Annotated in this window: 26 protein-coding genes; 21 read left to right on the forward strand and 5 right to left on the reverse strand. The window is 54.3% G+C overall.

Annotated elements, in window-relative coordinates:
- The 15 genes from ACR0IO_RS08115 (at position 1) to ACR0IO_RS08185 (ending at position 14124) form a co-directional block, all read left to right on the forward strand.
- On the forward strand, positions 1–1095 hold the full coding sequence (locus ACR0IO_RS08115) for a dimethylsulfoniopropionate demethylase (RefSeq protein WP_480740672.1): 1095 nt from the start codon (positions 1–3) through the stop codon (positions 1093–1095).
- 54 nt (positions 1096–1149) lie between these two features.
- Positions 1150–2145, forward strand: coding sequence for an acryloyl-CoA reductase (acuI, locus tag ACR0IO_RS08120; RefSeq protein ID WP_155146948.1), 996 nt, complete (start codon positions 1150–1152; stop codon positions 2143–2145).
- A 185-nt stretch (positions 2146–2330) separates the two neighbouring features.
- Complete coding sequence (frr, locus tag ACR0IO_RS08125) at positions 2331–2894, forward strand: ribosome recycling factor (RefSeq protein WP_155146946.1); 564 nt, start codon at positions 2331–2333, stop codon at positions 2892–2894.
- A 9-nt stretch (positions 2895–2903) separates the two neighbouring features.
- On the forward strand, positions 2904–3635 hold the full coding sequence (uppS, locus tag ACR0IO_RS08130; protein WP_155146944.1) for a polyprenyl diphosphate synthase: 732 nt from the start codon (positions 2904–2906) through the stop codon (positions 3633–3635).
- Positions 3632–4414 (forward strand): phosphatidate cytidylyltransferase, encoded by a 783-nt coding sequence (locus ACR0IO_RS08135; protein WP_170330479.1) that lies wholly within the window; start codon positions 3632–3634, stop codon positions 4412–4414. The genes uppS and ACR0IO_RS08135 overlap by 4 nt, the downstream gene beginning before the upstream one ends.
- The gene (dxr, locus tag ACR0IO_RS08140; RefSeq protein ID WP_480740678.1) at positions 4414–5586 is read left to right on the forward strand and encodes a 1-deoxy-D-xylulose-5-phosphate reductoisomerase; all 1173 of its coding nucleotides are present in this window, start codon (positions 4414–4416) and stop codon (positions 5584–5586) included. Before ACR0IO_RS08135 ends, dxr begins: the two co-directional genes overlap by 1 nt.
- A gap of 5 nt (positions 5587–5591) precedes the next feature.
- On the forward strand, positions 5592–6944 hold the full coding sequence (gene rseP, locus ACR0IO_RS08145) for an RIP metalloprotease RseP (protein WP_155139136.1): 1353 nt from the start codon (positions 5592–5594) through the stop codon (positions 6942–6944).
- A 91-nt stretch (positions 6945–7035) separates the two neighbouring features.
- Positions 7036–7182: a hypothetical protein gene (locus tag ACR0IO_RS08150; protein WP_170330473.1), complete on the forward strand. Its 147-nt coding sequence runs from the start codon at positions 7036–7038 to the stop codon at positions 7180–7182.
- Positions 7183–7311: 129 nt separating this feature from the next.
- Positions 7312–9672: an outer membrane protein assembly factor BamA gene (bamA, locus tag ACR0IO_RS08155; RefSeq protein WP_170330471.1), complete on the forward strand. Its 2361-nt coding sequence runs from the start codon at positions 7312–7314 to the stop codon at positions 9670–9672.
- A 5-nt stretch (positions 9673–9677) separates the two neighbouring features.
- Positions 9678–10262: an OmpH/Skp family outer membrane protein gene (locus ACR0IO_RS08160; protein ID WP_480740682.1), complete on the forward strand. Its 585-nt coding sequence runs from the start codon at positions 9678–9680 to the stop codon at positions 10260–10262.
- A 72-nt stretch (positions 10263–10334) separates the two neighbouring features.
- Positions 10335–10808 carry a 3-hydroxyacyl-ACP dehydratase FabZ gene (gene fabZ / locus ACR0IO_RS08165; protein WP_155139129.1) on the forward strand — a complete coding sequence of 158 codons (474 nt, stop codon included), beginning with the start codon at positions 10335–10337 and terminating at the stop codon, positions 10806–10808.
- Positions 10805–11587 (forward strand): acyl-ACP--UDP-N-acetylglucosamine O-acyltransferase, encoded by a 783-nt coding sequence (gene lpxA / locus ACR0IO_RS08170; protein WP_480740683.1) that lies wholly within the window; start codon positions 10805–10807, stop codon positions 11585–11587. Before fabZ ends, lpxA begins: the two co-directional genes overlap by 4 nt.
- A gap of 4 nt (positions 11588–11591) precedes the next feature.
- Complete coding sequence (locus ACR0IO_RS08175) at positions 11592–12386, forward strand: LpxI family protein (protein WP_480740685.1); 795 nt, start codon at positions 11592–11594, stop codon at positions 12384–12386.
- A complete protein-coding gene (gene lpxB / locus ACR0IO_RS08180) occupies positions 12386–13543 on the forward strand; it encodes a lipid-A-disaccharide synthase (RefSeq protein WP_480740687.1) in 1158 nt (385 codons plus the stop codon). Before ACR0IO_RS08175 ends, lpxB begins: the two co-directional genes overlap by 1 nt.
- Complete coding sequence (locus ACR0IO_RS08185; protein ID WP_480740689.1) at positions 13543–14124, forward strand: hypothetical protein; 582 nt, start codon at positions 13543–13545, stop codon at positions 14122–14124. Before lpxB ends, ACR0IO_RS08185 begins: the two co-directional genes overlap by 1 nt.
- On the opposite strand, the gene mnmA is transcribed toward ACR0IO_RS08185, so the two are convergent.
- Complete coding sequence (mnmA, locus tag ACR0IO_RS08190) at positions 14121–15266, reverse strand: tRNA 2-thiouridine(34) synthase MnmA (RefSeq protein ID WP_155139119.1); 1146 nt, start codon at positions 15264–15266, stop codon at positions 14121–14123. The two genes, ACR0IO_RS08185 and mnmA, sit on opposite strands and share 4 nt — an antisense overlap.
- 130 nt (positions 15267–15396) lie before the next feature.
- Between mnmA and sciP the strand changes: the two genes are divergently transcribed.
- From sciP to ACR0IO_RS08215, 5 genes are all read left to right on the forward strand, one after another.
- Positions 15397–15690, forward strand: a complete 294-nt coding sequence (sciP, locus tag ACR0IO_RS08195; RefSeq protein ID WP_155139117.1) for a CtrA inhibitor SciP — start codon at positions 15397–15399, stop codon at positions 15688–15690.
- 85 nt (positions 15691–15775) lie between these two features.
- A complete protein-coding gene (gene ctrA, locus ACR0IO_RS08200; RefSeq protein ID WP_155139115.1) occupies positions 15776–16492 on the forward strand; it encodes a response regulator transcription factor CtrA in 717 nt (238 codons plus the stop codon).
- Positions 16493–16619: 127 nt separating this feature from the next.
- Positions 16620–18872, forward strand: a complete 2253-nt coding sequence (gene ligA / locus ACR0IO_RS08205) for an NAD-dependent DNA ligase LigA (RefSeq protein ID WP_480740691.1) — start codon at positions 16620–16622, stop codon at positions 18870–18872.
- Positions 18869–20959, forward strand: coding sequence for an ATP-dependent DNA helicase RecG (gene recG / locus ACR0IO_RS08210; RefSeq protein WP_480740692.1), 2091 nt, complete (start codon positions 18869–18871; stop codon positions 20957–20959). Before ligA ends, recG begins: the two co-directional genes overlap by 4 nt.
- Before the next feature lie 112 nt (positions 20960–21071).
- Positions 21072–21194 (forward strand): hypothetical protein, encoded by a 123-nt coding sequence (locus ACR0IO_RS08215; protein WP_256372722.1) that lies wholly within the window; start codon positions 21072–21074, stop codon positions 21192–21194.
- 185 nt (positions 21195–21379) lie between these two features.
- On the opposite strand, the gene ACR0IO_RS08220 is transcribed toward ACR0IO_RS08215, so the two are convergent.
- Together ACR0IO_RS08220 and ACR0IO_RS08225 are read right to left on the reverse strand one after the other, a co-directional pair.
- Positions 21380–22018 carry a MarC family protein gene (locus ACR0IO_RS08220; RefSeq protein ID WP_170330458.1) on the reverse strand — a complete coding sequence of 213 codons (639 nt, stop codon included), beginning with the start codon at positions 22016–22018 and terminating at the stop codon, positions 21380–21382.
- Positions 22019–22076: 58 nt separating this feature from the next.
- Entirely contained in the window at positions 22077–22529 is a 453-nt protein-coding gene (locus tag ACR0IO_RS08225) for an iron-sulfur cluster assembly scaffold protein (RefSeq protein ID WP_480740865.1), read from the reverse strand.
- 48 nt (positions 22530–22577) lie between these two features.
- On the opposite strand from ACR0IO_RS08225, the gene hisI reads away from it, so the two are divergent.
- The gene (gene hisI, locus ACR0IO_RS08230) at positions 22578–22967 is read left to right on the forward strand and encodes a phosphoribosyl-AMP cyclohydrolase (RefSeq protein WP_480740696.1); all 390 of its coding nucleotides are present in this window, start codon (positions 22578–22580) and stop codon (positions 22965–22967) included.
- A gap of 19 nt (positions 22968–22986) precedes the next feature.
- On the opposite strand, the gene gluQRS is transcribed toward hisI, so the two are convergent.
- Together gluQRS and ACR0IO_RS08240 are read right to left on the reverse strand one after the other, a co-directional pair.
- On the reverse strand, positions 22987–23883 hold the full coding sequence (gene gluQRS / locus ACR0IO_RS08235; RefSeq protein ID WP_480740698.1) for a tRNA glutamyl-Q(34) synthetase GluQRS: 897 nt from the start codon (positions 23881–23883) through the stop codon (positions 22987–22989).
- Entirely contained in the window at positions 23880–24494 is a 615-nt protein-coding gene (locus ACR0IO_RS08240) for a class I SAM-dependent DNA methyltransferase (RefSeq protein ID WP_155139104.1), read from the reverse strand. The genes gluQRS and ACR0IO_RS08240 overlap by 4 nt, the downstream gene beginning before the upstream one ends.
- Between the last annotated feature and the right edge of the window lie 9 nt (positions 24495–24503).

The following is a 24503-nucleotide window of genomic DNA, read 5'->3' on the forward strand; positions in this document are numbered from 1 at the left end:
ATGGCAGTCATCACACCCAGCCGCCGCGTTAGAAAAACACCGTTTTCACCTGGTGTCGAAGCCGAAGGCGTGAGCGGCTACACAGTGTATAACCATATGCTGTTGCCAACTTTTTTTGAAAGCGTCGAAGCGGATGCGGCGCATCTCAAGCAACATGTGCAGGTCTGGGATGTCTCCTGTGAGCGTCAGGTTCAGATCAAAGGGCCAGACGCGCTGCGTCTGATGAAGATGCTCAGCCCTCGCGACATGGACCGGATGCAGGCTGATCAGTGCTACTATGTTCCCGTTGTCGACCAGAATGGAGGCATGCTGAATGATCCGGTAGCAATCAAGCTTGCCGATGATCACTATTGGCTGTCGGTGGCTGATGGGGATTTTTGGCAATTTGCACTGGGGATAGCCGTTGCGCTGAATCTGGATGTTCAAATCACCGAACCGGATGTCTCGCCACTGGCGGTTCAGGGACCAAAAGCAGACGATTTGATGGCGCGCGTTTTTGGCGAAGAAGTCCGTAATATCAAATTCTTCCGCTACAAACGTCTGGCATTTGAGGACACCGAGTTTGTTGTGGCTCGCTCTGGCTGGTCGAAACAGGGCGGGTTCGAGATCTATGTCGAAGGCTCCGACTACGGTATGCCATTGTGGAATGCGCTGTTTGCCCAAGGTCGTGACCTGCATGTGCGGGCGGGGTGTCCGAACAATATCGAGCGGATCGAAAGCGGTTTGCTGAGCTTTGGCTCGGATATGCGGCGCGAAAATACGCCTTATGAATGTGGGCTGGGACGGTTTTGCAATTCACCAGAGGACTACATCGGCAAGACAGCTTTGGCCGATCAGGCGGAAAACGGCCCTCCGCGCCAAATTCGACCGCTGATCATTGAAGGTGAGATCGGACCCTGCACGGAAGCGTGGCCGTTGATGGCCGAAGGCGGGCAAGTCGGGCAGGTGGCGTCGGCGGTTTTCTCGCCCGAGTTTGGGGTGAATGTCGCAATCGGTATGGTCGACAGATCCCATTGGGGCCCGGGAACTCGGATCGAGCTCATGACAGAGCATGGAATGCGTTGGGCAGAAGTGCAGGAGAAATTCTGGCGCTGATCAAGCCAGACTAAAAATACAGGGGTCAACAGACCCGTCGTTAGGAGCAAGATGATGTTTAATGCGTTACTCGTTGAAAAAGATGAAGAAAGTGGACTGGCAAGCGCGTCGGTCAAGCAGGTATCCGAGGATATGCTGCCGCACGGAGAAGTGACAGTTGCCGTTGAGTATTCGACCGTCAACTATAAAGATGGACTGTGTATGTCGCCTAAGGGCGGCGGCCTTGTGCGCAGCTATCCACATATTCCCGGCGTCGACTATGCGGGCACGGTCGAGGCATCTTCGGATGATCGTTACAAGCCTGGCGACAAGGTCGTACTGACTGGTTGGCGCGTGGGCGAGGCGCATTGGGGCGGGTATTCCCAAAAAGCAAATGCTCTAGCCGATTGGCTTGTCCCTCTGCCCGAAGGCTTGAACGCACGTCAGGCGATGGCTGTCGGGACGGCAGGTTTTACCGCAATGCTTGCAGTAATGGCATTGGAAGATCATGGGCTGACACCTGATCATGGCCCGGTATTGGTCACTGGTGCAGCGGGTGGCGTAGGGTCGGTCGCCACGGCAATTCTGGCCAATTTGGGATATGAAGTTGCGGCAGTGACAGGCCGTCCTGAGACCGAAGACTACCTTAAGTCTCTGGGCGCGACGACGATTGTGCCGCGGGATGAGCTCAATGAGACAACCAAACGCCCATTGGAAAGCGAGATGTGGGCAGGGTGCGTTGACGCCGTTGGTGGCGCAATGCTTGCCCGCGTGCTGGGGCAGATGAAGTATGGCTGTTCCGTTGCCGCTGTTGGTCTGGCAGGTGGTGCTGCTCTGCCTGCTTCCGTGATCCCATTTCTTTTGCGTGGCGTGAACCTGCTGGGTATCGACAGCGTAATGCAGCCTTATGATAACCGTGTGAGGGCCTGGCAGCGCGTCGCGACCGATCTGCCAATGGACAAGCTGGAAGCCATGGTACATCCCGCGACACTGTCCGATCTGCCGCAATTGGGCGCTGATATCCTTCAGGGACAGGTAAAGGGTCGCGTCGTTGTTGATGTAAACAGCTGACCTTTACCGGAACTCGGTTGACCGGTCAGTCATCGTGCTGGCCGGTCTTCTATTCTGGAAAATGGTACAAAATGGCAGAAACAACTCTGGTCATTGGTACAATTCCTGATCATGATTGCTATACATCCCATTTGCGATGGCTTAAGACCCATCCGAACAGCACCTGAATACGGGGAGTGAGCAGCATGTCTGATGATTTTATTCTGGACACCGATGATCTTAAACGCCGCATGGACGGCGCAATGTCCAACCTGAAAACCGAATTTGCCTCGCTGCGCACGGGGCGCGCTTCTGCTTCGATGCTCGAGCCTGTGATGGTGGATGCCTACGGTTCAATGACCCCGATTAACCAGGTCGGTACCGTCAACGTACCCGAGCCTCGTATGGTTACGGTAAATGTCTGGGACAAAGGTCTTGTTGGTAAGGTCGAAAAGGCAATCCGTGAAAGTGGACTGGGTATTAATCCACAGTTGAACGGCACGATCATCATGCTGCCCATCCCGGAACTGAACGAAGAGCGCCGTCGCGAACTGGGTAAAGTTGCAGGCCAGTACGCAGAACACGCACGCGTGTCGATCCGCAACGTCCGTCGTGATGGTATGGATCAGATCAAGAAGGCCAAGGCCGATGGCATGTCCGAAGATGATCAGAAACTTTGGGAAGCCGAAGTTCAGGATCTGACCGACGAGATGATCAAAGCGGTCGATACCGCTCTTGAAACCAAACAAGCCGAGATCATGCAGGTCTGAGCCACGATCATGCCCAAGGATCCCCAAACACCGCCGGTCCAGGGGCCGCGCCATGTTGCCATCATTATGGACGGAAATGGCCGCTGGGCTCAGGCGAGGGGAAGGCCACGTCTGTTTGGTCATCATGCCGGTGCACGTCGCGTGCGCGAAGTTGTTGAGGCATGCCCGGGACTGGGAATCAAGTATCTGACAGTGTTCGCATTTTCGACCGAGAACTGGAAACGAACTCAGGTCGAAGTCGCTGGACTCATGAGCCTGTTTCGACGCTACATCGTGAAAGAGACGCGGACGCTGAAAGAGAACGGTATCCGCGTGAGATTTATCGGTGATCGAGTGAGGCTGGATTCAAAGCTGACCGATTTGATGGATACACTTGAGCGGGAAACGCAGGACAATGACCTTGTCCACCTGACCGTTGCGTTGAACTATGGCGGTCGGGACGAAGTCGCGCGTGCAACCCAGCGGTTGGCACGGGATGTGGCTGACGGCAAACTGTTGCCTGACGATGTCGACCAAGAAACGCTGCCCAGATATCTAGACACTAGGGTACTACCGGATCCGGATCTGGTGATCCGTACCAGCGGCGAAGCACGGATTTCAAATTTCCTGCTCTGGCAATCGGCGTATTCCGAATACGAATTTATCGATACACTTTGGCCTGACTTTACTGCGGCCGAGTTGGAACGCCTTTGCAAGAGCTTTGGTTCCCGGGAACGGCGCTTTGGAGCGGTTCTGGCATGAGTGATGGCCGATGGTCTGATCTGACTGCCCGCATATTGTCCGCAGTTGTTTTGATTGCAATCGGTGCAATCGAAGTTTGGCTTGGCGGTCTGTGGTTTGAGGCTTTCATTGCAGCTGCCTGCGGTCTGATGACCTGGGAATTGGTCCGAATGGTTGATCCAGAGCGGAGCGGTGTTGCAATCCAGCTGGGTATCCTGACTGGATTTGCTGTTGTTCTTAGCTATCATCTCCCACCGCTCTACAAGCTTCCCTTCCTGTTGGCTCCGGCACTTGTCGGTGCCGGGCAGGTAAAAAAGGCGCGTGGTATTTACGCTTTGTTTGCGATCTGGATCGCGGCTTCGGGCCTGGGGTTCATTTCGATCCGCGAGAATATGGGTTTTGGCTGGATGGTTTGGTTGATCTCGGTGGTCGTTGCCACCGACGTTGCCGGGTATTTTGTGGGCAAAACCATCGGTGGCCCTAAATTCTGGCCAAAGGTGAGCCCCAAAAAAACCTGGTCGGGAACTGCCGGTGGTTGGGCTGCCGCAGCAATCGTTGGCGGCATCTTCGCAATGCAGGCCGGTTTCGGCATCATGTTCGTGTTGATTTCAGTGCTGGCTTCGATGGCCAGTCAGGCAGGCGACATCGTGGAAAGCGCAACAAAACGGAAATTTGGCGTGAAAGACAGTTCAAACCTGATCCCCGGGCACGGAGGATTTCTGGATCGCTTTGACGGGATGATGGGAGCATCGCTGTTTGTGCTGATCGCTGGGTTATTCTACGCGCCCGGAGGCATGTAATGCGCAAGGTAACAATCCTGGGTGCGACCGGATCAGTCGGACAAAATACGATTGATCTGATTGCGCGCGATCGCGATGCATATGATGTTGTCGCATTGACCGGTGGTGCAAATACCAAACAACTTGCCGATGACGCAATTCGGCTGGGCGCAGATTTGGCTGTAACGGCTTATGATGATCGTTTGGATGACTTGCGGGCAGCACTGTCCGGCAGTGGTGTGGAAGCCGCGGCTGGTCAGGCCGCAATCAAAGAAGCAGCCGCACGTCCCGCCGATTGGGTGATGTCAGCAATCGTCGGATCAGCAGGTCTTGCGCCGGGAATTGAGGCGTTGAAGCAGGGCGCAACGCTCGCACTTGCAAATAAAGAGACGCTGGTCTGCGCTGGACAATTGGTCCTTGAGACCGCGCAACAACATGATGCGCGGCTATTGCCGGTAGATAGCGAACATTCGGCTGTGTTTCAGGCGCTTGTTGGTGAAGATATGGCGGCTGTTGAACGCATCATTATCACCGCAAGCGGTGGGGCTTTTCGCGACTGGCCTATTGGTGATCTTGCAAATGCAACTGTCGAACAAGCCTCGAGCCATCCCAACTGGGACATGGGGCAGCGGATCACTATCGACAGCGCATCGATGTTCAACAAAGCGCTCGAGTTGATTGAAACCAAAGAGTTCTTTGGAATCGATCCGACAAAGATCGAAGTTTTGGTTCATCCGGAATCGATTGTTCATTCGCTGGTTGGGTTTAACGATGGCGCGGTGATGGCCCATCTTGGAGCGCCAGATATGCGGCATGCAATCGGCTATGCGCTGCACTGGCCTGATCGGCGCGAACTGCCGGTAAACCGGCTGGATCTGGCGAAACTCGGGCAATTGCGCTTTCAGGAACCTGACGAAGCTCGCTATCCGGCATTGCGCCTTGCGCGTGAGGTGATGGAGCGGGGCGGTTTGTCCGGCGCTGTATTCAACGCCGCAAAAGAACGGGCACTCGATCTTTTCATAGATCGACGTATCCGGTTTCTGGACATGGCCGATGCGGTGGCTGCAGTTCTGGATCGGTTTGAAAGCGAGTCCCATCTTCTTGATGCCACGTTGACCCTTGATAACGTGCATCGAACGGACCATCTGGCACGGCAATGGGTGGATGACGCCGTTTTGCAAAGAGCAGGATAAAAACTTTGGATATACTTTCTCTGATCCCTCAATTCGGCAATTTGCTCTATACTATACTGGCTTTTGTCATCGCGCTGTCAGTCATCGTCGCGGTGCATGAATATGGTCACTACATCGTAGGACGCTGGTCGGGCATCCATGCTGAGGTGTTCTCAATCGGATTCGGTCCGGTTCTATGGAGCCGCGTAGACAAGCGGGGAACGAAGTGGCAGATCGCATTGCTGCCCTTTGGTGGCTACGTCAAGTTTCTGGGGGACGCCAACGCTGCTTCGGGCAAGGATGAAGAGGCGATGGCCGAAATCGTCGAACAAAGCCCTGAAGAGCTGCGTCGCACGATGCACGGCGCGCCCTTATGGGCTCGTGCTGCAACTGTGGCAGCAGGTCCGATATTCAACTTCGTAATGTCGATCCTGGTGTTTGGTCTGATTTTCTGGTCGGATGGAGTATCCCGAGAGCCGTTGACAGTCGGATCACTGCACCCACTGCCGGGAACGGCTCAGGAATTGCAGGATGGTGATGAAATCGTAGCCATCGCAGGCATACCAGTACCCGATTTTGATGAAGAAGGCGGGTGGCGCAATTTTACCCGCTCGTTGCCGGTGGAGCCGGCGCTTGATTACACGATCATTCGCGATGGCGAGACGTTCGATGTGACTGCGCCATGGCTTTTCCCTCCGCTGATTCAGCAGGTTGCGCCGCGCAGTGCGGCGATGGACATCCAGCTTGAACAGGGCGATGTCATCACTGCAGTCAATGGTGATCCGATCTTTGCCTTTTCACAGTTGAAAGAGCACGTGGAAAGCTCTGATGGTAAGGTTCTGTTGCTGGATGTCTGGCGTGATGGGGCAGAGCTTGAGTTCGCACTTGCCCCACGAAGAACGGATGAACCGCAAACGGATGGTGGCTTTGTTACGCATTGGCGTATCGGCATCGTTGGCGGCATGATGCTGGAGCCTGCGACGGAACCGGCCGGTATTGTCGATTCCTTGTCCGGGGGGGTCCGTCAGACTGTTCGCATTATCGAGGGGTCATTGTCGGGTATCTGGCACATGGTCACCGGTGCTATCAGCACGTGCAACATGTCTGGACCAATCGGTATCGCCGAAACATCGGGCGCAATGGCAAGCCAGGGCGCGCAGAACTTCATCTTTTTCATTGCTGTCCTGTCTACGGCGGTCGGGTTGTTGAACCTGTTTCCAATCCCAGCGCTTGATGGAGGTCATCTGGTATTTTACGCCTATGAGGCCGTGGCGGGTAAGCCGCCGAGCGACAAGGCGTTACGGGTGCTGATGACTGTAGGCATCACCCTGATTCTGTCGTTGATGCTATTTGCGGTCAGCAACGATCTGTTCTGCTAAATGTGACACCTGCGGCACCTTAAAGCCGTAAAATTGCCCTAATTCGAGTTCATAAAATTGGGGCAATTTTTCTATGTCCGGAACCGGCATCATGACCAAGGCACTGCAAAAATCTTATCAGGGATTTCGTTTCCTATTTGTCCTGAACTGGGATGTTTTACTTAGCTTTGGGGTCACTGCACTCGCTCTGACGGTTGGCGCATATCTTGCCACGGTCGCAATCGTTCTGGGTTTCTGATTCTTCTCACGCTATCGAAAATTTACATCACGCGGCCCATTGGGTCGCGTTTGTGTTTGGTCTTTTGACAACGCGCTCCAATGCCGTTACTCAACTTCTAAAGTCCGAAAATTCTAGGTAGAGAAAAATATGGCTTACAGGAGAGGCGCGGGCACATCCTGCGGTATGCAAAAGCCGCAAGGCAACATTTTGTGGCAGACACTAACGATTTTTTTCCTCTTTGCAGCAATGAGTTTACTGGTTTTGCCACAAGCCGCACAGGCGCAAAACTATAGCTTCAGTTCATTTCAGGTTGATGGAAATCAGCGGATCGAAAGTTCGACAATCATTGCCAGAACGGGAATCGCACCTGGTCAATCTGTAACAGCGGGCCAGTTGAACGACGCTTACCAGCGTTTGCTTGACAGTGGCGTTTTTGAAACAGTCGAGCTGACACCTCGTGGGAGCACATTGGTTATCAATGTGCAGGAGTACCCAACAATCAACCAGATCAGCATCGAAGGTAACCGTCGCGTAAAGGACGATTTGCTGCTTGATGCCATATCCTCCGAACCAAGGCGTGTCTTTACGCCTCAGGTTGCGGAAACAGATGCTGACCTTATCGCTGAAATCTACTCGGCCCAAGGCCGTGTTTCGGCCACCGTGATACCGCGGATCATTCGGCGCAGCGAAAACCGCGTCGACCTCGTATTCGAAGTTTCCGAAGGTACCACTATCGAGATTGAGCGCGTCAGTTTTGTTGGAAACCGTGCTTATTCTGACCGTCGTCTGCGCCGCGTACTTGAGACCAAGCAGGCAAACATTCTTCGAACCTTTTTGCGCGGTGATACCTTCATTGCGGATAGGATCGAGTTTGATAAGCAGGTCTTGCGTGATTTCTACTTGTCTCGTGGCTATGTCGACTTCCGAGTGAACAGCGCGAATGTCGAGTTCACACGTGAGCGTGATGCTTTCTTCCTGGTTATGAACATCACGGAAGGGCAGAAATTCAAGTTCGGCAAAATCAGTACTGTCAGTGAAATCCCGGGCGTGGACGCTGCGGCATATCAAGCGGCGCTCAAGATCAAGCCGGGTGTAACCTATTCTCCAACCCTGGTTGAGAACTCAATCGCGCGGCAAGAACGTTTGGCAATCAAGCAAGGCGTGGATTTTCTTCGCGTCGAGCCCCGGGTGACACGCAACGAACGCGATCTTACGCTGGATGTCCAATTCGTTCTTACCAAGGGCCCTCGTATCTTTGTTGAGCGCATTGATATTGAAGGCAACACAACCACACTCGATCGTGTAATTCGACGCCAGTTCGATACGGTTGAAGGTGACCCATTCAATCCTCGTGAGATACGACAGAGTGCTGAACGCATTCGGGCATTGGGTTTCTTTGCGGTCGCTGATGTGGAACCACGCGAAGGCACAACACCGAGTCAGGTCATCGTCGATGTCGATGTCGAAGAACAGCCAACCGGCTCATTGAGCCTTGGCGGTAGCTATTCGGTCTCGGATGGGTTTGGTATTGCGATTGGATTGCAGGAATCTAACTTCTTGGGTCGTGGTCAAACGCTTGGTATCAATCTTTCGACCGCACAGGATGCTGAAGAGTATAGCCTGAACTTCACCGAACCATATCTGCTGGGTCGTAAGCTGCGCTTTGATTTGGGACTGGGATTGACCAGCACCAACTCAAGCTTCGCCAGCTATGATACTAAATCGGTATTCTTCAGGCCGCAGCTTAGCTATGCAATTGGCGAGTTGTCCGCATTGAGACTTCGCTATGGCTGGGATCGAAGTGAGATGTCCCAGCAAAGTGGTGAAGTAAACGGAGCGGTGATTACCTCTGAAATTGCACAAGGTGAACGTGTAAGCAGTTCGTTGGGGCTTACCTACGTATATGACAGCCGCTTGGGTGGTCTGAATCCAAATGCGGGTGTTCTGTTTGAAGTCGGCGTGGATGCCGCAGGACTTGGAGGTGACAACCAGTACTTCAAGACATCCGCACGAACGATAGCACAGACCAGAGTTTTGAATGAAGAAATGACCTTACGTGCAAGCCTAGAACTAGGCGCATTGCACTGGAGAGGAAATGACTTCAGCCGGACAATTGATCGTTACGTGCTTGGTCCCAGTACGTTCCGTGGTTTTGAGCCAGCTGGTCTTGGTCCGCGAGATTTGTCCAACGGGCAGGATGACGCGATTGGCGGTAACTACTACTGGGTTGCAAGGTTCGAGACAGATTTCCCATTGGGTCTGCCCGAAGAGCTGGGTCTGCGTGGTGGCGTATTCTATGATGTTGGTAACCTCTATAACATCGACAACGTGAACACAGCTGGTGCTACGATTGTTGGTGCCAACGGATCCATACGACACGTAGTAGGGGTATCGGTACTCTGGGAAACACCGTTTGGACCCTTGCGGTTCAACTTTTCCAAAGCTCTCAAGAAGGAAGATTTCGACAAGGAGCAGAACTTTGACCTGACCATTCAGGCACAGTTCTGATTTCCATGATCAAAGTTCCGATGGAAATACTACAGGGCTCGCTTAGAGCCCTGTTTGTCTTTTTTCTGATGTTCATTGCTAATCCGGCATTCGCTCAGCAATTGGGTGTTCCTGAATCCGGGGTACTGACGATCTCTAGCGAAAGGCTGTTCGCCGAATCCGCATTCGGACAGCGTGTATTCGGAGAAATCGAAGCCGAAAGCGCATCACTTGCTGCCGAAAACGAACGGATCGTATCTGAACTTAGCAATGAGGAAAAAGAACTCACCGAAAAAAGGGCACAAATTGAAGCGTCTGAGTTCCGCCCATTGGCCGAAGCATTCGACCGGAAAGTGCAACAACATAGAGATAGCCAGCGCGCAAAACTGGACGCATTGGCCCGACGCAGCGAGGAAGCGCGTGGCAGATTTTTTGAGTTGGTCCAGCCGGTTCTCATTGATCTTCTGCGTGAATACGGTGCGTCGATGATCATTGAACGTTCCAATGTTTTTCTCAGCTCAGATGCTTCTGATATAACAGATGCCGCTATCGCTAGGATAAATAGCGCGATTGGTGACGGGACCGGTTTGGAAGACAATGACAGCCAATAGGCTGTCTTGCTCTTACCCAGCGGTATTGCTAACCACTCGAAAACGAGAAATCCAGAACAGGAAATCTGCACAATGACCACAGAAACCAAGAGTGCCGACATTCAGTTGATTCAGCGCATTCTGCCGCATCGCTACCCGTTTCTGCTGGTCGACAAGGTGGTGGATATCTCGGGCTACAAATCTGCGGTCGGCATTAAGAACGTCACCATGAATGAACCCCATTTTCAGGGTCATTTTCCGGGCACACCAATCATGCCGGGTGTCACCATTGTCGAGGCAATGGCTCAGACCGCAGGTGTCATGCTTGGTGTCGGCATGGATGTCATCGACAGCGAGTTGCTGATCTACTTCATGAACATCGACAAGTGTAAGTTCCGTCGCAAGGTTGTGCCTGGCGACATACTTGAAATGCATGTGGAAACCGTTCGTGGTAAAATCGGCGGCAAGATCTTCAAATTCAGTGGCCGGGCGACCGTTGATGGTGAAGTGGCGGCCGAGGCCGAGTTCTCAGCCTACGTAGACTGGGACATGGAAAAGACGACATGAGCGGTATTCATCCCAGCGCAATCATCGAAGACGGCGCGCGGATCGGTCAGGACTGTGTAATCGGGCCGTTTTGCTATGTCGGTGCGCAGGTTAGTCTGGGTGACCGGGTCGAGTTGAAGTCACATGTGGTTGTCACCGGAGACACTTCGGTCGGTGAAGATACTGTGATCTTTAACTTCTCGGTCATTGGAGAGATCCCCCAGGATTTGAAGTTTGGCGGCGAAGATACACGTCTTGAGATCGGCAAACGAAACCGCATCCGCGAACATGTGACGATCAACACCGGTACCGAAGGTGGTGGTGGTGTAACCCGTATTGGCGATGACTGCCTGCTAATGGCGGGTGTTCACGTTGCGCATGATGTACAGATCGGCAATCGGGTCATCATGGTGAACCATGCCGGCGCAGCGGGGCATTGCGTCGTTGAAGACGACGTGATCGTCGGCGGCATTTCAGGTCTGCATCAATGGGTTCGTGTTGGTCGTGGCGCGATCATTGGTGCACTGACGATGGTCGCCAATGACGTCATTCCCTACGGCCTGGTACAGGCCCCTCGTGGTGAGCTTGATGGTCTGAACCTTGTAGGGCTGAAACGACGCGGTGTTTCCCGAGAAGATATCTCGGCCCTGCGTGCAGCCTTTCGTGAGTTGTCAGAAGGCGATGGTACATTCATGGACCGGGCCAAGCGACTGGGCGATTCTGACAGCGAATATGTTCGGAAGATCGTCGATTTTGTGACCGGCGAATCCGACCGATCTTTCCTGACACCAAGGAAGTAAGCAAATGCTGGCTCTGATCGCGGGAACAGGTGCGTTGCCGGATGAACTGATTGCTCGGTTGGCCGAGCGCCCATTGATCTGTTCCATGGAAGGGTTTTTGCCCGACAATCTGGCTCCTGAGATTGAATTTCCTCTCGAGCAGTTGGGCAGTTTCGTTTCAGAGCTGAAGAGCCGAGGTGTGACTGAAATCTGCATGGCAGGCGCAGTGCGACGCCCTGCAATTGATCCAAAGCGTATCGATGCTGCTACGATGCCATTGGTTCCAATATTGCAGAAAGCCATGATGTCAGGGGATGATGGTGCATTGCGCGCAGTGATCGGCATATTTGAGGATGCTGGCATGAACGTGCGCGCAGCCCACGAGATTGCACCGGACATCCTGCCTCCGCTCGGGTGCCTGACACAGGCGCAGCCATCGGACGCTGATCTTGCAGATGCCGATCGGGGTGCCGGTATTCTTCGCAATATGGGCGCTGCTGACATCGGACAGGCCTGTGCTGTTCTCAAAGGGCAGGCGCTGGCCGTTGAAGGTATCTTTGGCACTGCGTGGATGCTGCAGTCTTTGACCCAGCGACCAGATGCGGGCGGAGGGATCCTGTTCAAAGGCCCAAAGCCGGACCAGGACAGACGTGCTGATCTGCCCGCGATTGGGCCAGACACCGTGGCGGCAGCCGTAACGGCTGGCCTGACAGGTATCGTCATCGAAAAGGGCGGCGTCATTGTTCTCGAACGCGAGCGTGTCATCGAGGAATGTGACCGGCTGGGACTGTTCCTGTTCGTCCGCGAGCGAGCGGTCTGATGCGTGTTTTTCTGGTCGCCGGAGAACCTTCAGGCGATCGGTTAGGTGGCGCATTGATGCAGGGTTTGAAAACCCTCGTCCCTGAAGTTCAGTTTGACGGCATTGGCGGCCCTCTGATGCAGGAGCAAGGACTGGTCAGCCGGTTTCCCATGTCAGAACTCAGCGTCATGGGACTGGTTGAGGTGTTGCCGAAGTTTTTTCACCTGAAACGGCGCATTTCCGAGACAGCACAGGCGGTATTGGACACGAAACCAGATGTACTGATTACGATCGATAGCCCTGATTTTTCACTGCGCGTGGCCAAAATCGTCAAGGCTGGCAGTGATATCCGCACAGTTCATTATGTGGCGCCCAGTGTTTGGGCATGGCGGCCCGGACGAGCGGACAAAATGGCGAAAGTCATTGATCACGTTCTGGCGCTGCTGCCGTTTGAACCGCCCTATATGGAACGCGCTGGGATGGAATGCGACTTTGTTGGTCACCCCGTCGCCAGCGAACCAATAGCGACCCCTCAGGACATTTTGGCTTTCCGTCGGACATTTGACTTGGGGGATGCGCCTATATTGCTGGCCTTGCCGGGCTCTCGTAAAGGCGAGATTGAAAGGCTGGCCCCGTGTTTCGGCGAGGCGCTGCAGCTTTTCCTCGCCGAGCGACCAGATTTTCGTGTTGTTGTTCCAACTGTCGGGCCAGCCACAGATCTGATCAATTCGATCGTGCCAAACTGGCCTGGAAACCCGCTGGTATTGGACCCTCGAAAAGTAAGCGCGTCGCAGGCTACGGCCGATAAACGGGCGGCCTTCGGCGCGGCTGATTTGGCACTTGCAGCGTCGGGCACAGTTTCGTTGGAATTGGCAGCACAGAACACACCAATGGTGATTGCATACAAGCTGAACTGGCTGACACAAAAAATGGCCGAGCGCATGGTCAAGTTGGATACCGTGACACTGGTCAACCTCGTATCAGACACACGTGCGGTTCCGGAATGTCTGCTGGATGATTGCCAACCCGATAAGATCGCATCGGCATTGAAACACGTTTCTGAGAACCCGACCGAGCAATACGATGCCATGTCAGTCACAATGGAGCGCTTGGGAAGAGGCGGGGAGGCCCCGGGTCTGCGGGCAGCCCGCGCGGTTCTTGAGCGAATGAGGGCCTGATGCTGGATCACGTGGTCTTTGCTGCATCCGCTTTCATGGCTCAGATATTGACCAATCTGGACAATCTGGCGGCCTTGCTCGCCCTGATGTTGGTATCCGGGCCGCGTCGGGCTGTAACGGGATTTCTTCTGGCACAGATGATCGTGATCAGCGCCGCATTGCTGCTTGCATTGGGCGTAGATGATGTCGTGCCTCACTGGGCCGGATATCTGGGCGTGTTTCCTCTGACCCTCGGGCTGTTTGGAGTAGTGCGGCAGTACAGGGGCACTGGTTCCGAAACCGACCCGCACATATCACCCAGCGCATCAACGTTGGTGACTATGATGCTTTTCATTAGCTTATCGATGGATACATTCGCCGTTCTTGCGCCTTTGCTCGCCGATTCCGCCCCGAGTTTCCGGATAGCGGGCGTGATTGGCGCGTCCTTGGCTGCTTTAGGATTGGCTTTTTTGGGCTTTCTGGGCGCGCGAACACCGGTCATGACCGGCGGATTGGCCCGCCGGCTGGAGAAACTGGTGCCCTATGTGATGATCTGCGCCGGGATCTATATCCTCAGCAACTCATGGACTGACGCGATCTAGTAACCGCGCCAGATCCAACCGCCGCCAAAGATGCGGCTGCCCTCTGATTCATAGAATACACAGGCCTGACCGGGCGAAATGCCTTCTTCTGCCGTAAACAGCTCCACTTCGGCAGTAGTGTCCGACAGTGGTCGAATGATTGCCTCGCGTGGCGGCCGGGTCGAACGCACCTTGACCGAGACATGCCATTCTTTCTGAGACATGAATGGCGCATCGCCCAGCCAGTTAATCTCACGGACAGGAACCGTGCGGGTGGCCAACATCTCTTTCGGACCAACCACAACCTGCTTTTTGTCGACGTCGAGCTTGACCACATACAAAGGCTCGCTCAGCCCGCCGATGCCAAGACCGCGACGCTGACCAATCGTGTAGTGAATAACACCGTTATGTTGCGCCAGAACCCGACCATCCGCGTGAACGATCTCACCCGGTTCTGCTGCACCTGGACGCAATTTTTCAATCACGCTGGCATAATTGCCGTTCGGTACAAAACAGATGTCCTGGCTGTCAGGCTTATCTGCGACCGCCAATCCATACTGTGCAGCCATTTCACGCGTTGCGTCCTTTGAGGGCAGGTGGCCAAGCGGAAAGCGAAGGAAGTCCAACTGCTCTGGCGTGGTTGAGAACAGGAAATAGGATTGATCCCTGTTCGCATCCTCTGCGCTGTGCAGCTCGGGCCCGTTCTCTCCCATCTTGCGCTGAATGTAGTGGCCGGTTGCCATGCAGTCGGCATCCAGGTCCTTTGCCGTTTCCAGCAGATCCTTGAACTTCACACGCTCATTGCAGCGGATACACGGTACCGGAGTCGCGCCAGCCAGATAGCTGTCTGCGAATTCATCAATGACCGCATCTTTAAAGATGTTCTCATAGTCCAGAACGTAGTGCGGGAACCCGCGCTCTTCGGCGACGCGACGTGCATCGTGAATATCGATCCCTGCGCAGCACGCACCTTTTTTGGCCAATGCAGCGCCGTGATCATAAAGCTGCAGAGTTACACCCACGACGTCATACCCCTGATCCGCGAGGTAGGCCGCAACGACCGAACTGTCCACGCCACCGGACATGGCAACAACCACCCGCGTTTCCGAAGGCGGTTTGGCAAAGCCAAGTGAGTTCAGCGGGGTCTCGGTATCGAGGGCCATGGCGGTTCCAGTCAGGGTTAAGAAAGACCGGCAGAATATAGGAAAATTCTACACACTCTCAAGGGGCGGTTTCACTCAGCATTAAGTAGGCTGGGTTCAGCTTTGTCGCAGCAAGAAAAGGGTCGAGAAGATGTATTTGCACAAAGTTGAAGGACCACGGTCGGTAACCCTGCCTGATGGAACGATTTTAACGCGTGCTGATCTGCCACCTGCAGACACGCGACGCTGGGTTGCCTCGCGAAAAGTGGTGGTCGTACGCGGTGTTTTGTATGGGTTAATAACGCTGTCCGATGCCAAAAAGCGATACGGCATCAGCGAAGAGGAGTTTAATTCCTGGGTTTCCGCCGTGGCAGAACATGGTGTGGACGCGCTCAAAGTGACAGCGATAAAAAAATATCGACAACCTAAGGTAGAAAGTGAATAACTGATTCAACGGTAACGTCAGATTAACCATTTTTGTTCAGGTTCAATTTGAACTGGAATATTTGACCCGAATTGGAGCAGTGATTATGCGCATACTTCTTGTCGAGGATGATCCGACCACGTCGAAAAGCATCGAGCTGATGCTGACGCATGCCAACCTGAACGTTTATGCGACGGACCTCGGTGAAGAAGGCATAGATCTGGCCAAACTCTATGACTATGACCTCATCCTTTTAGATCTCAACCTGCCTGACATGAACGGTCATGAGGTTCTGCGCCAACTCAGGATCTCTCGTGTCGAAACACCAATCCTGATCCTGTCCGGGGCGGATGACACGGAAAGCAAGATCAAGGGCTTCGGATTTGGGGCGGATGACTATCTGACCAAGCCATTCCATCGCGAAGAACTTGTTGCGCGGATTCACGCTATCATTCGCCGGTCCAAGGGACATTCTCAATCGATCATTCAGACAGGTCGGGTGGCAGTGAATCTGGATGCCAAAACCGTTGAGGTGGAGGGTAAAACCGTTCATCTGACCGGTAAGGAATATCAGATGCTAGAGCTCCTGAGCCTTCGCAAGGGTACCACTTTGACTAAGGAAATGTTCCTGAACCACCTGTACGGCGGCATGGATGAGCCTGAACTGAAAATCATCGATGTGTTTATCTGCAAACTGAGAAAGAAACTCAGTAATGCAACAGGCGGCGACAACTATATCGAGACGGTATGGGGCCGGGGTTACGTCCTGCGCGATCCTCAGAACAATACGGTCGATGAGACCAGAATGGCGGTCGGCGCCTGACTTGAACAGGGGGCTGCCATTAATGGTTCGGGATGGCAGTTCCCACACTCACGGCGCAGTACGCCACTGGACCTGACCATGCCCCCGTCTTATCACTGGTTCCAAGAATTCGTGACAGGACGTGGGCATGAGCAACACAATTTCGGTACAAGAGCTGACTGAGGATCAGGCGCGGGAAGAACTGGCGCGCCTTGCCACATTGTTGCTGCGGGCAAACGATCTTTATCACACCAAAGACGCACCAGAGATTTCGGATGCCGAATACGATTCCCTGAAGCGACGAAATATTGAGATTGAGGCGCGATTCCCCAAGCTCAAGCGTGATGACAGCCCGTCCGAACATGTAGGTGCACGCCCGGCCGATGGGTTTGCGAAAGTCTCTCATGCCGTTCGGATGATGTCGCTGGGCAATGCGTTCGATGATGAGGATGTGGCCGATTTTGACCGGTCGATCCGCAAGTATCTGGGCCTTTCAAATGAGGCACCACTGGCCTTTACCGCCGAGCCGAAGATCGATGGCCTTTCGCTCTCACTACGTTACGAAAATGGCGAATTGGTTCAGGCTGCAACTCGCGGTGACGGCGAGGTGGGCGAGAACGTAACAGCGAATGCGCTTACAGTCGCTGACATTCCCAGACGGATCAAAAATGCTCCCGAGATTTTGGAGGTTCGCGGCGAAGTTTACATGTCGCACGAGGATTTCGACAAGCTGAATGAACGACAGGTCGAGGCCGAAGGCAAAAAGTTTGCCAATCCACGAAATGCGGCTGCTGGTTCCTTGCGGCAACTGGATTCCGAAATTACCCGGGCGCGACCTCTCAGATTCTTTGCTTATGCCTGGGGAGAGTTGTCGGAGCCGCTGGCAGAAACCCAGATGGGCGCGACCCAACGTCTGAAAGCCTTTGGATTTCAAACCAATGAGTTAACACGCCTTTGCGAAACGACCTCGCAGATGCTGGACCATTACCGTGATATCGAAGCCCAGCGTTCGACACTGGGCTATGACATCGATGGCGTGGTCTACAAGGTGGATGATCTGGCGTTGCAGTCGAGGCTTGGGTTTCGGTCGACGACGCCGAGATGGGCAATTGCCCATAAGTTTCCTGCTGAGCTGGCATGGACACGATTAGAGGCAATCGACATCCAGGTCGGGCGCACAGGCGCGCTGAGCCCCGTGGCACGTCTGCATCCGGTGACGGTTGGCGGTGTAGTCGTATCGAATGCGACGCTGCATAACGAAGACTACATTGCCGGTCGGGATGCCAAAGGTGGTGAAATTCGTGGTGGTAAGGATTTCCGCATTGGGGATTGGGTTCAGGTTTATCGGGCAGGGGATGTGATCCCAAAGCTTGCAGACGTGGACTTGTCGAAGCGCCCGGAGGACGCAGTGCCTTACGAGTTTCCCACTAAATGTCCGGAATGCGATAGCGATGCGATCCGTGATGATGGTGATGCTGTACGGCGCTGCACCGGTGGTTTGATCTGCCCGGCGCAGGCTGTTGAGAAGCTCAAACACTTTGTTTCGCGCAAAGCCTTTGACATCGAAGGTCTTGGGGCAAAACAGATCGAGATGTTCTACGATGATCCGGTTTTACCAATTAAAACTCCGGCAGATATTTTTACCCTGCAGGACCGAGACGCCGGAAGTGTTTCCCGACTGAAAAACCGGGACGGGTGGGGCGATACCTCTGCCAACAATTTGTTCGCGGCAATACAGGAAAAGCGGACCATTCCTTTGGTTCGCCTGCTCTTTGCACTTGGCATTCGTCATGTGGGTGAGGTTGGCGCGAGGGATCTGGCGCTTTACTACCGAGACTGGGATGCAATGGCGCGAGCCGTAGATTTGGCGCGCCCTGCTGCGCTGGCGCAACGCGCAGCGGATGAAGCAGAAGAGGCCGAACGTATTGCAGCGCAGGCTGGAGGGCGACGGGCAAGGCTCAAAGATGTCCGTGATGCCGCCATTGCCTCGCATGATGTACCCACCGAAGCTGCAACGGCGTGGTCTGATTTGATCAGCATTGATGGAATTGGGGCAACGCTTGGACTGTCCCTGTCAGATGCATTTGAGAACAAAGATGAGCGCAAGGCTTTCGACGATTTGCGTGCACATCTGGAGATCACACCACCAGATGCCCCAAGTTCGGATAGCCCTGTGGCAGGCAAAACCGTCGTCTTTACCGGAACCTTGGAAAAGATGACGAGAGCAGAAGCGAAAGCCAGAGCCGAGGCGCTTGGGGCAAAGGTTTCCGGTTCGGTAAGTGCCAAAACTGACCTGTTGGTCGCGGGGCCCGGAGCCGGATCTAAGGCCAAGAAAGCGGCGGATCTTGGGATCGAGACACTGGATGAAGACGGCTGGCTGCAGCTGATCGGGGATGCATGAGCGGCCGTCCCGAACTACTTTTCCCGCTGTTTTCAAAGCTTGAGACCCTTGATGGGGTGGGGCCTAAAACGGCGCAATTGCTGTCTCAGATTGGAGTCGAGTCACCTCGTGATGTGTTGTTTGGTCTGCCATATGCTGTCATAGACCGCAGGCGACGCGACACTATTCAGGGCGCTGATCTTCCAACAACCCTTACTGTTGAAGTCACTGTCGGAGCGCACAGGCCACCCCGTAACAAAGGTGGCGCCTATCGTATTCATGTCGAGGATACTCAAGCTGATTTCCAGTTGGTCTTTTTCCATGCACGAGGGGACTATTTAAAGAAAGTCCTGCCTGAAGGTTCGCGCCGTGTTGTGTCCGGAAAGTTGGAACTGTTTGATGGGATGGCCCAGATGGTCCACCCGGACCACATCGCCGCCCCCCAGGAAGCGAATGATATTCCAGAGTTCGAACCCGTCTACCATCTGACACAAGGCGTCACGCAAAAGACTGCGTACAAGGCAGCCCAAAGCGCGTTATTAAAGTCTCCGGATCTTGCTGAATGGATAGACCCTGTACAGGTTGAACAAAAGCAATGGCCGTCCTGGAGCATGGCGATCGAGGCGGCACACCATCCACAGGGGGCGGATGATGTCGCTGCATTCGCGCCAGCAAGAGAACGCTTGGCATATGATGAGCTTCTTGCACACCAGCTGACTTTGGCGCTGGCCCGACAACGTGAAAAAAAGGCGCGCGGGATTGTTAGCAAGGGTACAGGCAAGCTTCAGACCAAGGTACTGGCCAGTCTTCCGTATCGACCGACCAATGCGCAGTCCCGTGCAATCGATGAGATTGCTGCTGATATGGGATCAGATGCGCGGATGAACCGGTTGCTTCAGGGGGATGTGGGTGCAGGGAAGACACTGGTTGCTTTCATGTCGTTGTTGATTGCCGTCGAGGCGGGTGCACAGGGTGTCATGATGGCCCCAACAGAAATCTTGGCACGCCAACACCTTGAAGGGCTGCGGCCTTTGGCCGAAGAAGCCGGCGTGGTTCTGGAAATTTTGACGGGACGCGACAAAGGTGCCGAGCGGCGGGCAAAACTGGCGGCTTTGAAAAAGGGCGATATTCAAATCCTTGTCGGCACACATGCGGTGTTCCAAAGCGACGTTGAGTTTCGCGACCTGCGCCTTGCGATCGTGGACGAACAGCACCGGTTCGGCGTACGCCAACGGATGGAACTGTCAGAGAAAGGGCAGGTTGCAGATGTGCTGGTTATGACTGCGACCCCGATCCCTCGCAGTCTCGCCCTTGCGCAATACGGAGACATGGACGTTTCTGTATTGGACGAAAAACCGCCCGGGCGAAAGCCGATCAAAACGGCCATTGTAAGCACGAAGCGCATGGATGAAGTCGTGTCGCACCTGCGTCGCGCAATCGATGAGGGCAAGCAATGCTATTGGGTCTGCCCACTGGTCGATGAGTCCGAGGTTTCCGATCTGACAGCTGCGGAGGAGCGATTCAAACGACTGCGTGCTTTGCTGGGCGACGAAACGGTAGGCCTGGTCCACGGTCAGATGCCACCAATGGATAAGGACTCGGCCATGGCCGCGTTCCAATCGGGCCAAACCAAGGTTCTTGTCGCGACGACTGTGATCGAAGTCGGGGTAAATGTTCCCAACGCCACGATCATGGTGATCGAACGCGCCGAAATCTTTGGGCTGGCGCAGCTGCACCAGTTGCGTGGCCGCGTAGGGCGGGGCGAAGATGCTTCAACATGTTTACTGATGTATCAGCCACCGCTCAGCGAAGGTGGGCGCAAAAGGTTGGAAGTGCTGCGAGAAACCGAAGATGGTTTCCGGATAGCCGAGACAGATCTGCAGATGCGAGGCGCGGGAGACCTCATTGGAACCGCGCAATCAGGACTGCCGAAATTTCGGATAGCTGATCTTGAGCGGCAGGCGGGTCTGATGGCGGTGGCGCAATCTGATGCGCGCGCATTGCTGAATGCAGACCCAAAACTAACCTCAGAACGCGGGCAGGCGGCACGCGTTCTTTTGTGGCTCATGAAACAGGATCAGGCAATTCGTTTGATTTCAGTGGGTTAAGCAGCATGTTCCGGTAAGTTCGCAAATGTTCTCAAAAAGTTCTTTACCGACTCGCGAAAATATGAGAACAAAAGGTCAACAAAGGATTAAAGCTCTGACCGGAGGTGAGACCATGCTGACCCAGATCAAGACCGCTTTCAGCCGTTCGCAGGCTACCATTCTGCAAGATGCTGCGGGTGTGATGTCATTGGTGGTTATGCTGGTCGTTGCCCTTCACCTGCCGGTAGGGTTCTGAGCCTTTCTGCCTGCGATCTCGTGCCGATCAAACCGCGCTGTCATCCCCATAGCGATCAAGGGTGACCTGCCTGTCCCAATTCCCTTGAAGGGGCCAGCCTCGGCCCCGCGTGGCTATCCGGACCCCACATGAGAAACGCATATCTTGCCGCCGCCCTTTCCGCCCGGAAGGTGCGGCGGTTTTTTTTATAGCTGACCGGTTTTCAATATTTCGAGCATTGCAGAGAGAACCGAGTTTACCGCGACCGAAGCAAGGATCATGCCCATGACGCGGCTGATGATGGCCGCACCGGAATGGCCAATCAGCCGAATGATGGGCTCTGCAAGCAGCATGAGCACAAAGGCAATGGCAAGAACCGACAACATTACCAGAGCGGTGATCCCCTGATCCGCAGCGCTGTAGCGATGATTGTCGGTCAGAATGACGATCGCCAGCATAGCACCGGGTGAGGCCAGAGATGGAACCGCCAGCGGAAAGATGGCAGGATTGTGCTGATGTATCGTGTCTTCTTTATCTTCTTCGGCTTGTCGTTGTTCGATATCCTGTTTGCTTTCACCGAAAATCATTGTCAGGGCGAAAAGGAATAGGATGATACCGCCTGCGACCTGGAATGAGTTCAACCCGATATCCAGCGCTTCGATCAGAAGCTGTCCAAAAACAAGGAAGAAGAGCAGGATACCTGCGCTGATCAGCGCGGCCATCAGTGCTGTGCGACGGCGCGCAGCCGTTCCAAGACCTGCAGTTACTGCGATGAAGACAGGGATTGTACCGATGGGATCGATAACTACCCAAAGGGTTACAAAGTGTTCCAGTAAATTGTTCAACGCATCTCTCCCCTAAAATTGTCGTGAGACTAGACGCGTTTAACCGCAAATACCATGTTTACGCGCAATTAGCTTGCTCGGCCTGAGCCATAGCTTCTGCCGTAGCGTCCAGAGCCAACAGGATTGACGCATGGCGGTTTTTATAATCACGAGCTGGCATTAGAACTTCGAGACCGTCGAACGGCGCATCCGGTGCCGGGCCATCCTTCTTAAGCATATCAGAGAGCTGATCCCGTGCAGCTTCGACCTGAGCGCGGGTTGCGCCAAGAATGGCTGCACCGACGACCGCAGCTGAGGCCTGTCCCAGAGCGCAGGCTTTGACATCCTGGCCAAATTCAGAGATTTGACCGTCATTCAGTTTGACATCAACGGTTACGGTCGACCCGCAAAGGGGCGAGCGCTTCTTGACGCTGGCATCGGGGTTTTCAAGCCGGTCGAGATGCGGAATGTCCGCAGCAAGGGCCAGAATTCGACCGGAATAGAGCTTGATCAGATCGGTTTCGCCCGACATGGCTTTCCCTCGTTTGCTGTTCCTCATACATAGTGGCCATGACCCGGGATGCAAAAGGTTTTTACCATGTCACACACCGTCTTGTTTGACCCATCGACCCTGAAATTCAACGAGGCCGGTTTGGTCCCTGCGATTGCTCAGGATGATCATACGGGCGAGGTGCTGATGATGGCATGGATGAATGCCGAATCCATCGCCCAGACGTTGGAAACGGGACGGGTCACGTATTGGTCGAGGTCTCGACAGGCATTCTGGATCAAGGGCGAAAGCTCGGGCCATGTTCAGGAACTGGTGGATTTCCGCGTCGATTGTGACCGGGATTGCCTGCTGGTCGTAGTCAACCAGACAGGCCCGGCTTGTCACACCAATCGGCGCAGTTGTTTTTACACTGCAATACGCGATGGTGAAGAAGTTGAGCTGATGTCACCGATGGAATGACCGGAAGACGTCGCCCTAATTACACTAGGGCAGCGTCTAATTCGACCATACGTCGGATGTCCTGTGGTGTCGCGCCTTCCTGACGATACTTCGAAATGGCACGCGCATCGTCGCGTTTCGCAAGTCGTTTACCTGCATCATCACGGATCAGGCTATGATGATAGTATTCAGGTGCAGGCAGGCCCAGAAGGCTTTGCAACAAAACATGAATCCGGGTCGCCTCGAACAGATCCTGCCCGCGAATAACCCGCGTGATACCTTGCTCAGCATCATCCAAAACGACTGAAAGATGGTAGGACGTTCCCATCCCGCGCCGCGAAAGAACCACATCGCCGATGGTCTTTTCCAACTCGTCGGGAGTGAATTCGATCAATCCGGTTTCGCCATTCGGGCCTAGTCCAAGTTCGGTGAACGTCGCGCGGGATCGGAACAAGTTCGCTGCCTGACGCGTTGCCTCAGCCATGTTGAGCCTTAAGGGAACCTCTTTTGGCCGTTCGGGCAGATCAGTGGTCGCCCAGTTTTGTCGGCAAGTTCCCGGATAGATGATCCCGTCAGGACCATGAAGCGGGGAACCTTCTTGTGGTGCGCTTGCGGCGGCTGCAATGTCTTTCCGATTACATGAACAGGGGTAGAGCAGACCTTGTTCCCAAAGCCGATCAAGGGCCCTTTCATATACATCCAATCGCACTGACTGACGCATAACCGGTTCAGGCCAATTGAGGCCTAACCAATTGAGGTCATCATAGATCTGATCTTCCCAGTGCGTGCGCGAGCGAGACTGGTCGATATCTTCTATCCGCAGCAAAAACTCGCCACCCTGAGCGGTTGCGATATCGTGGGCCAATATTGCCGAATAGGCATGTCCCAGATGCAGCGGCCCGGTTGGTGATGGCGCAAAGCGAGTGATAAAGGTCACGTCTTCTCAACAACATATACGTCAGATTTAAGGTCAAGCCCGGGTAGGTGGGGGCCATATTCCCGAAACAGCAGCCGGGCGGAACCCATATCCAGCCAGTCGTTCAGGCGACCAGAGTAAGCGCGATCAGCAAGGGCATGATCGTTGAAAGAAAATGCCAAAAGGCCGCCTTTGGGCAATGCATTCATCAACAAATCGAATGTCTCTGGCGGTGCGGCTCCGACCCCAATCACTCCGATCGCTGTTATCGCCTTATATGCATCCTGCTGAAGCGGGTCAGGATCTGTGATCTCAAAAGTGGAAAGGTTTCGATAGACACCCTTGGCCGCGGCACCCTTAAGCATTTGCGAGGTAGGATCCACACCGTCGATGATCTGGAAACCTGCGGCGTTCAGCGCAACACCTGAAAGCCCGGTTCCACAGCCATAATCTAGGATTGGCGTCTGCGCCTCAGGCATTTTTAACCATAATGCTTCGGCGACGCGGCCCGGCGTGGCATAGCCATGCTCGCCAACCTCGTCGTCGTAGGAACCTGCCCATTTCTGATAGTGTTCGCAGGTTTCCTGAGGCGTGTTCAGGTTATAGGTGTCTTTCAGAAACTTCTCGCTCATACAGCTATG

This window comes from Ruegeria sp. CE12 (assembly GCF_056537525.1).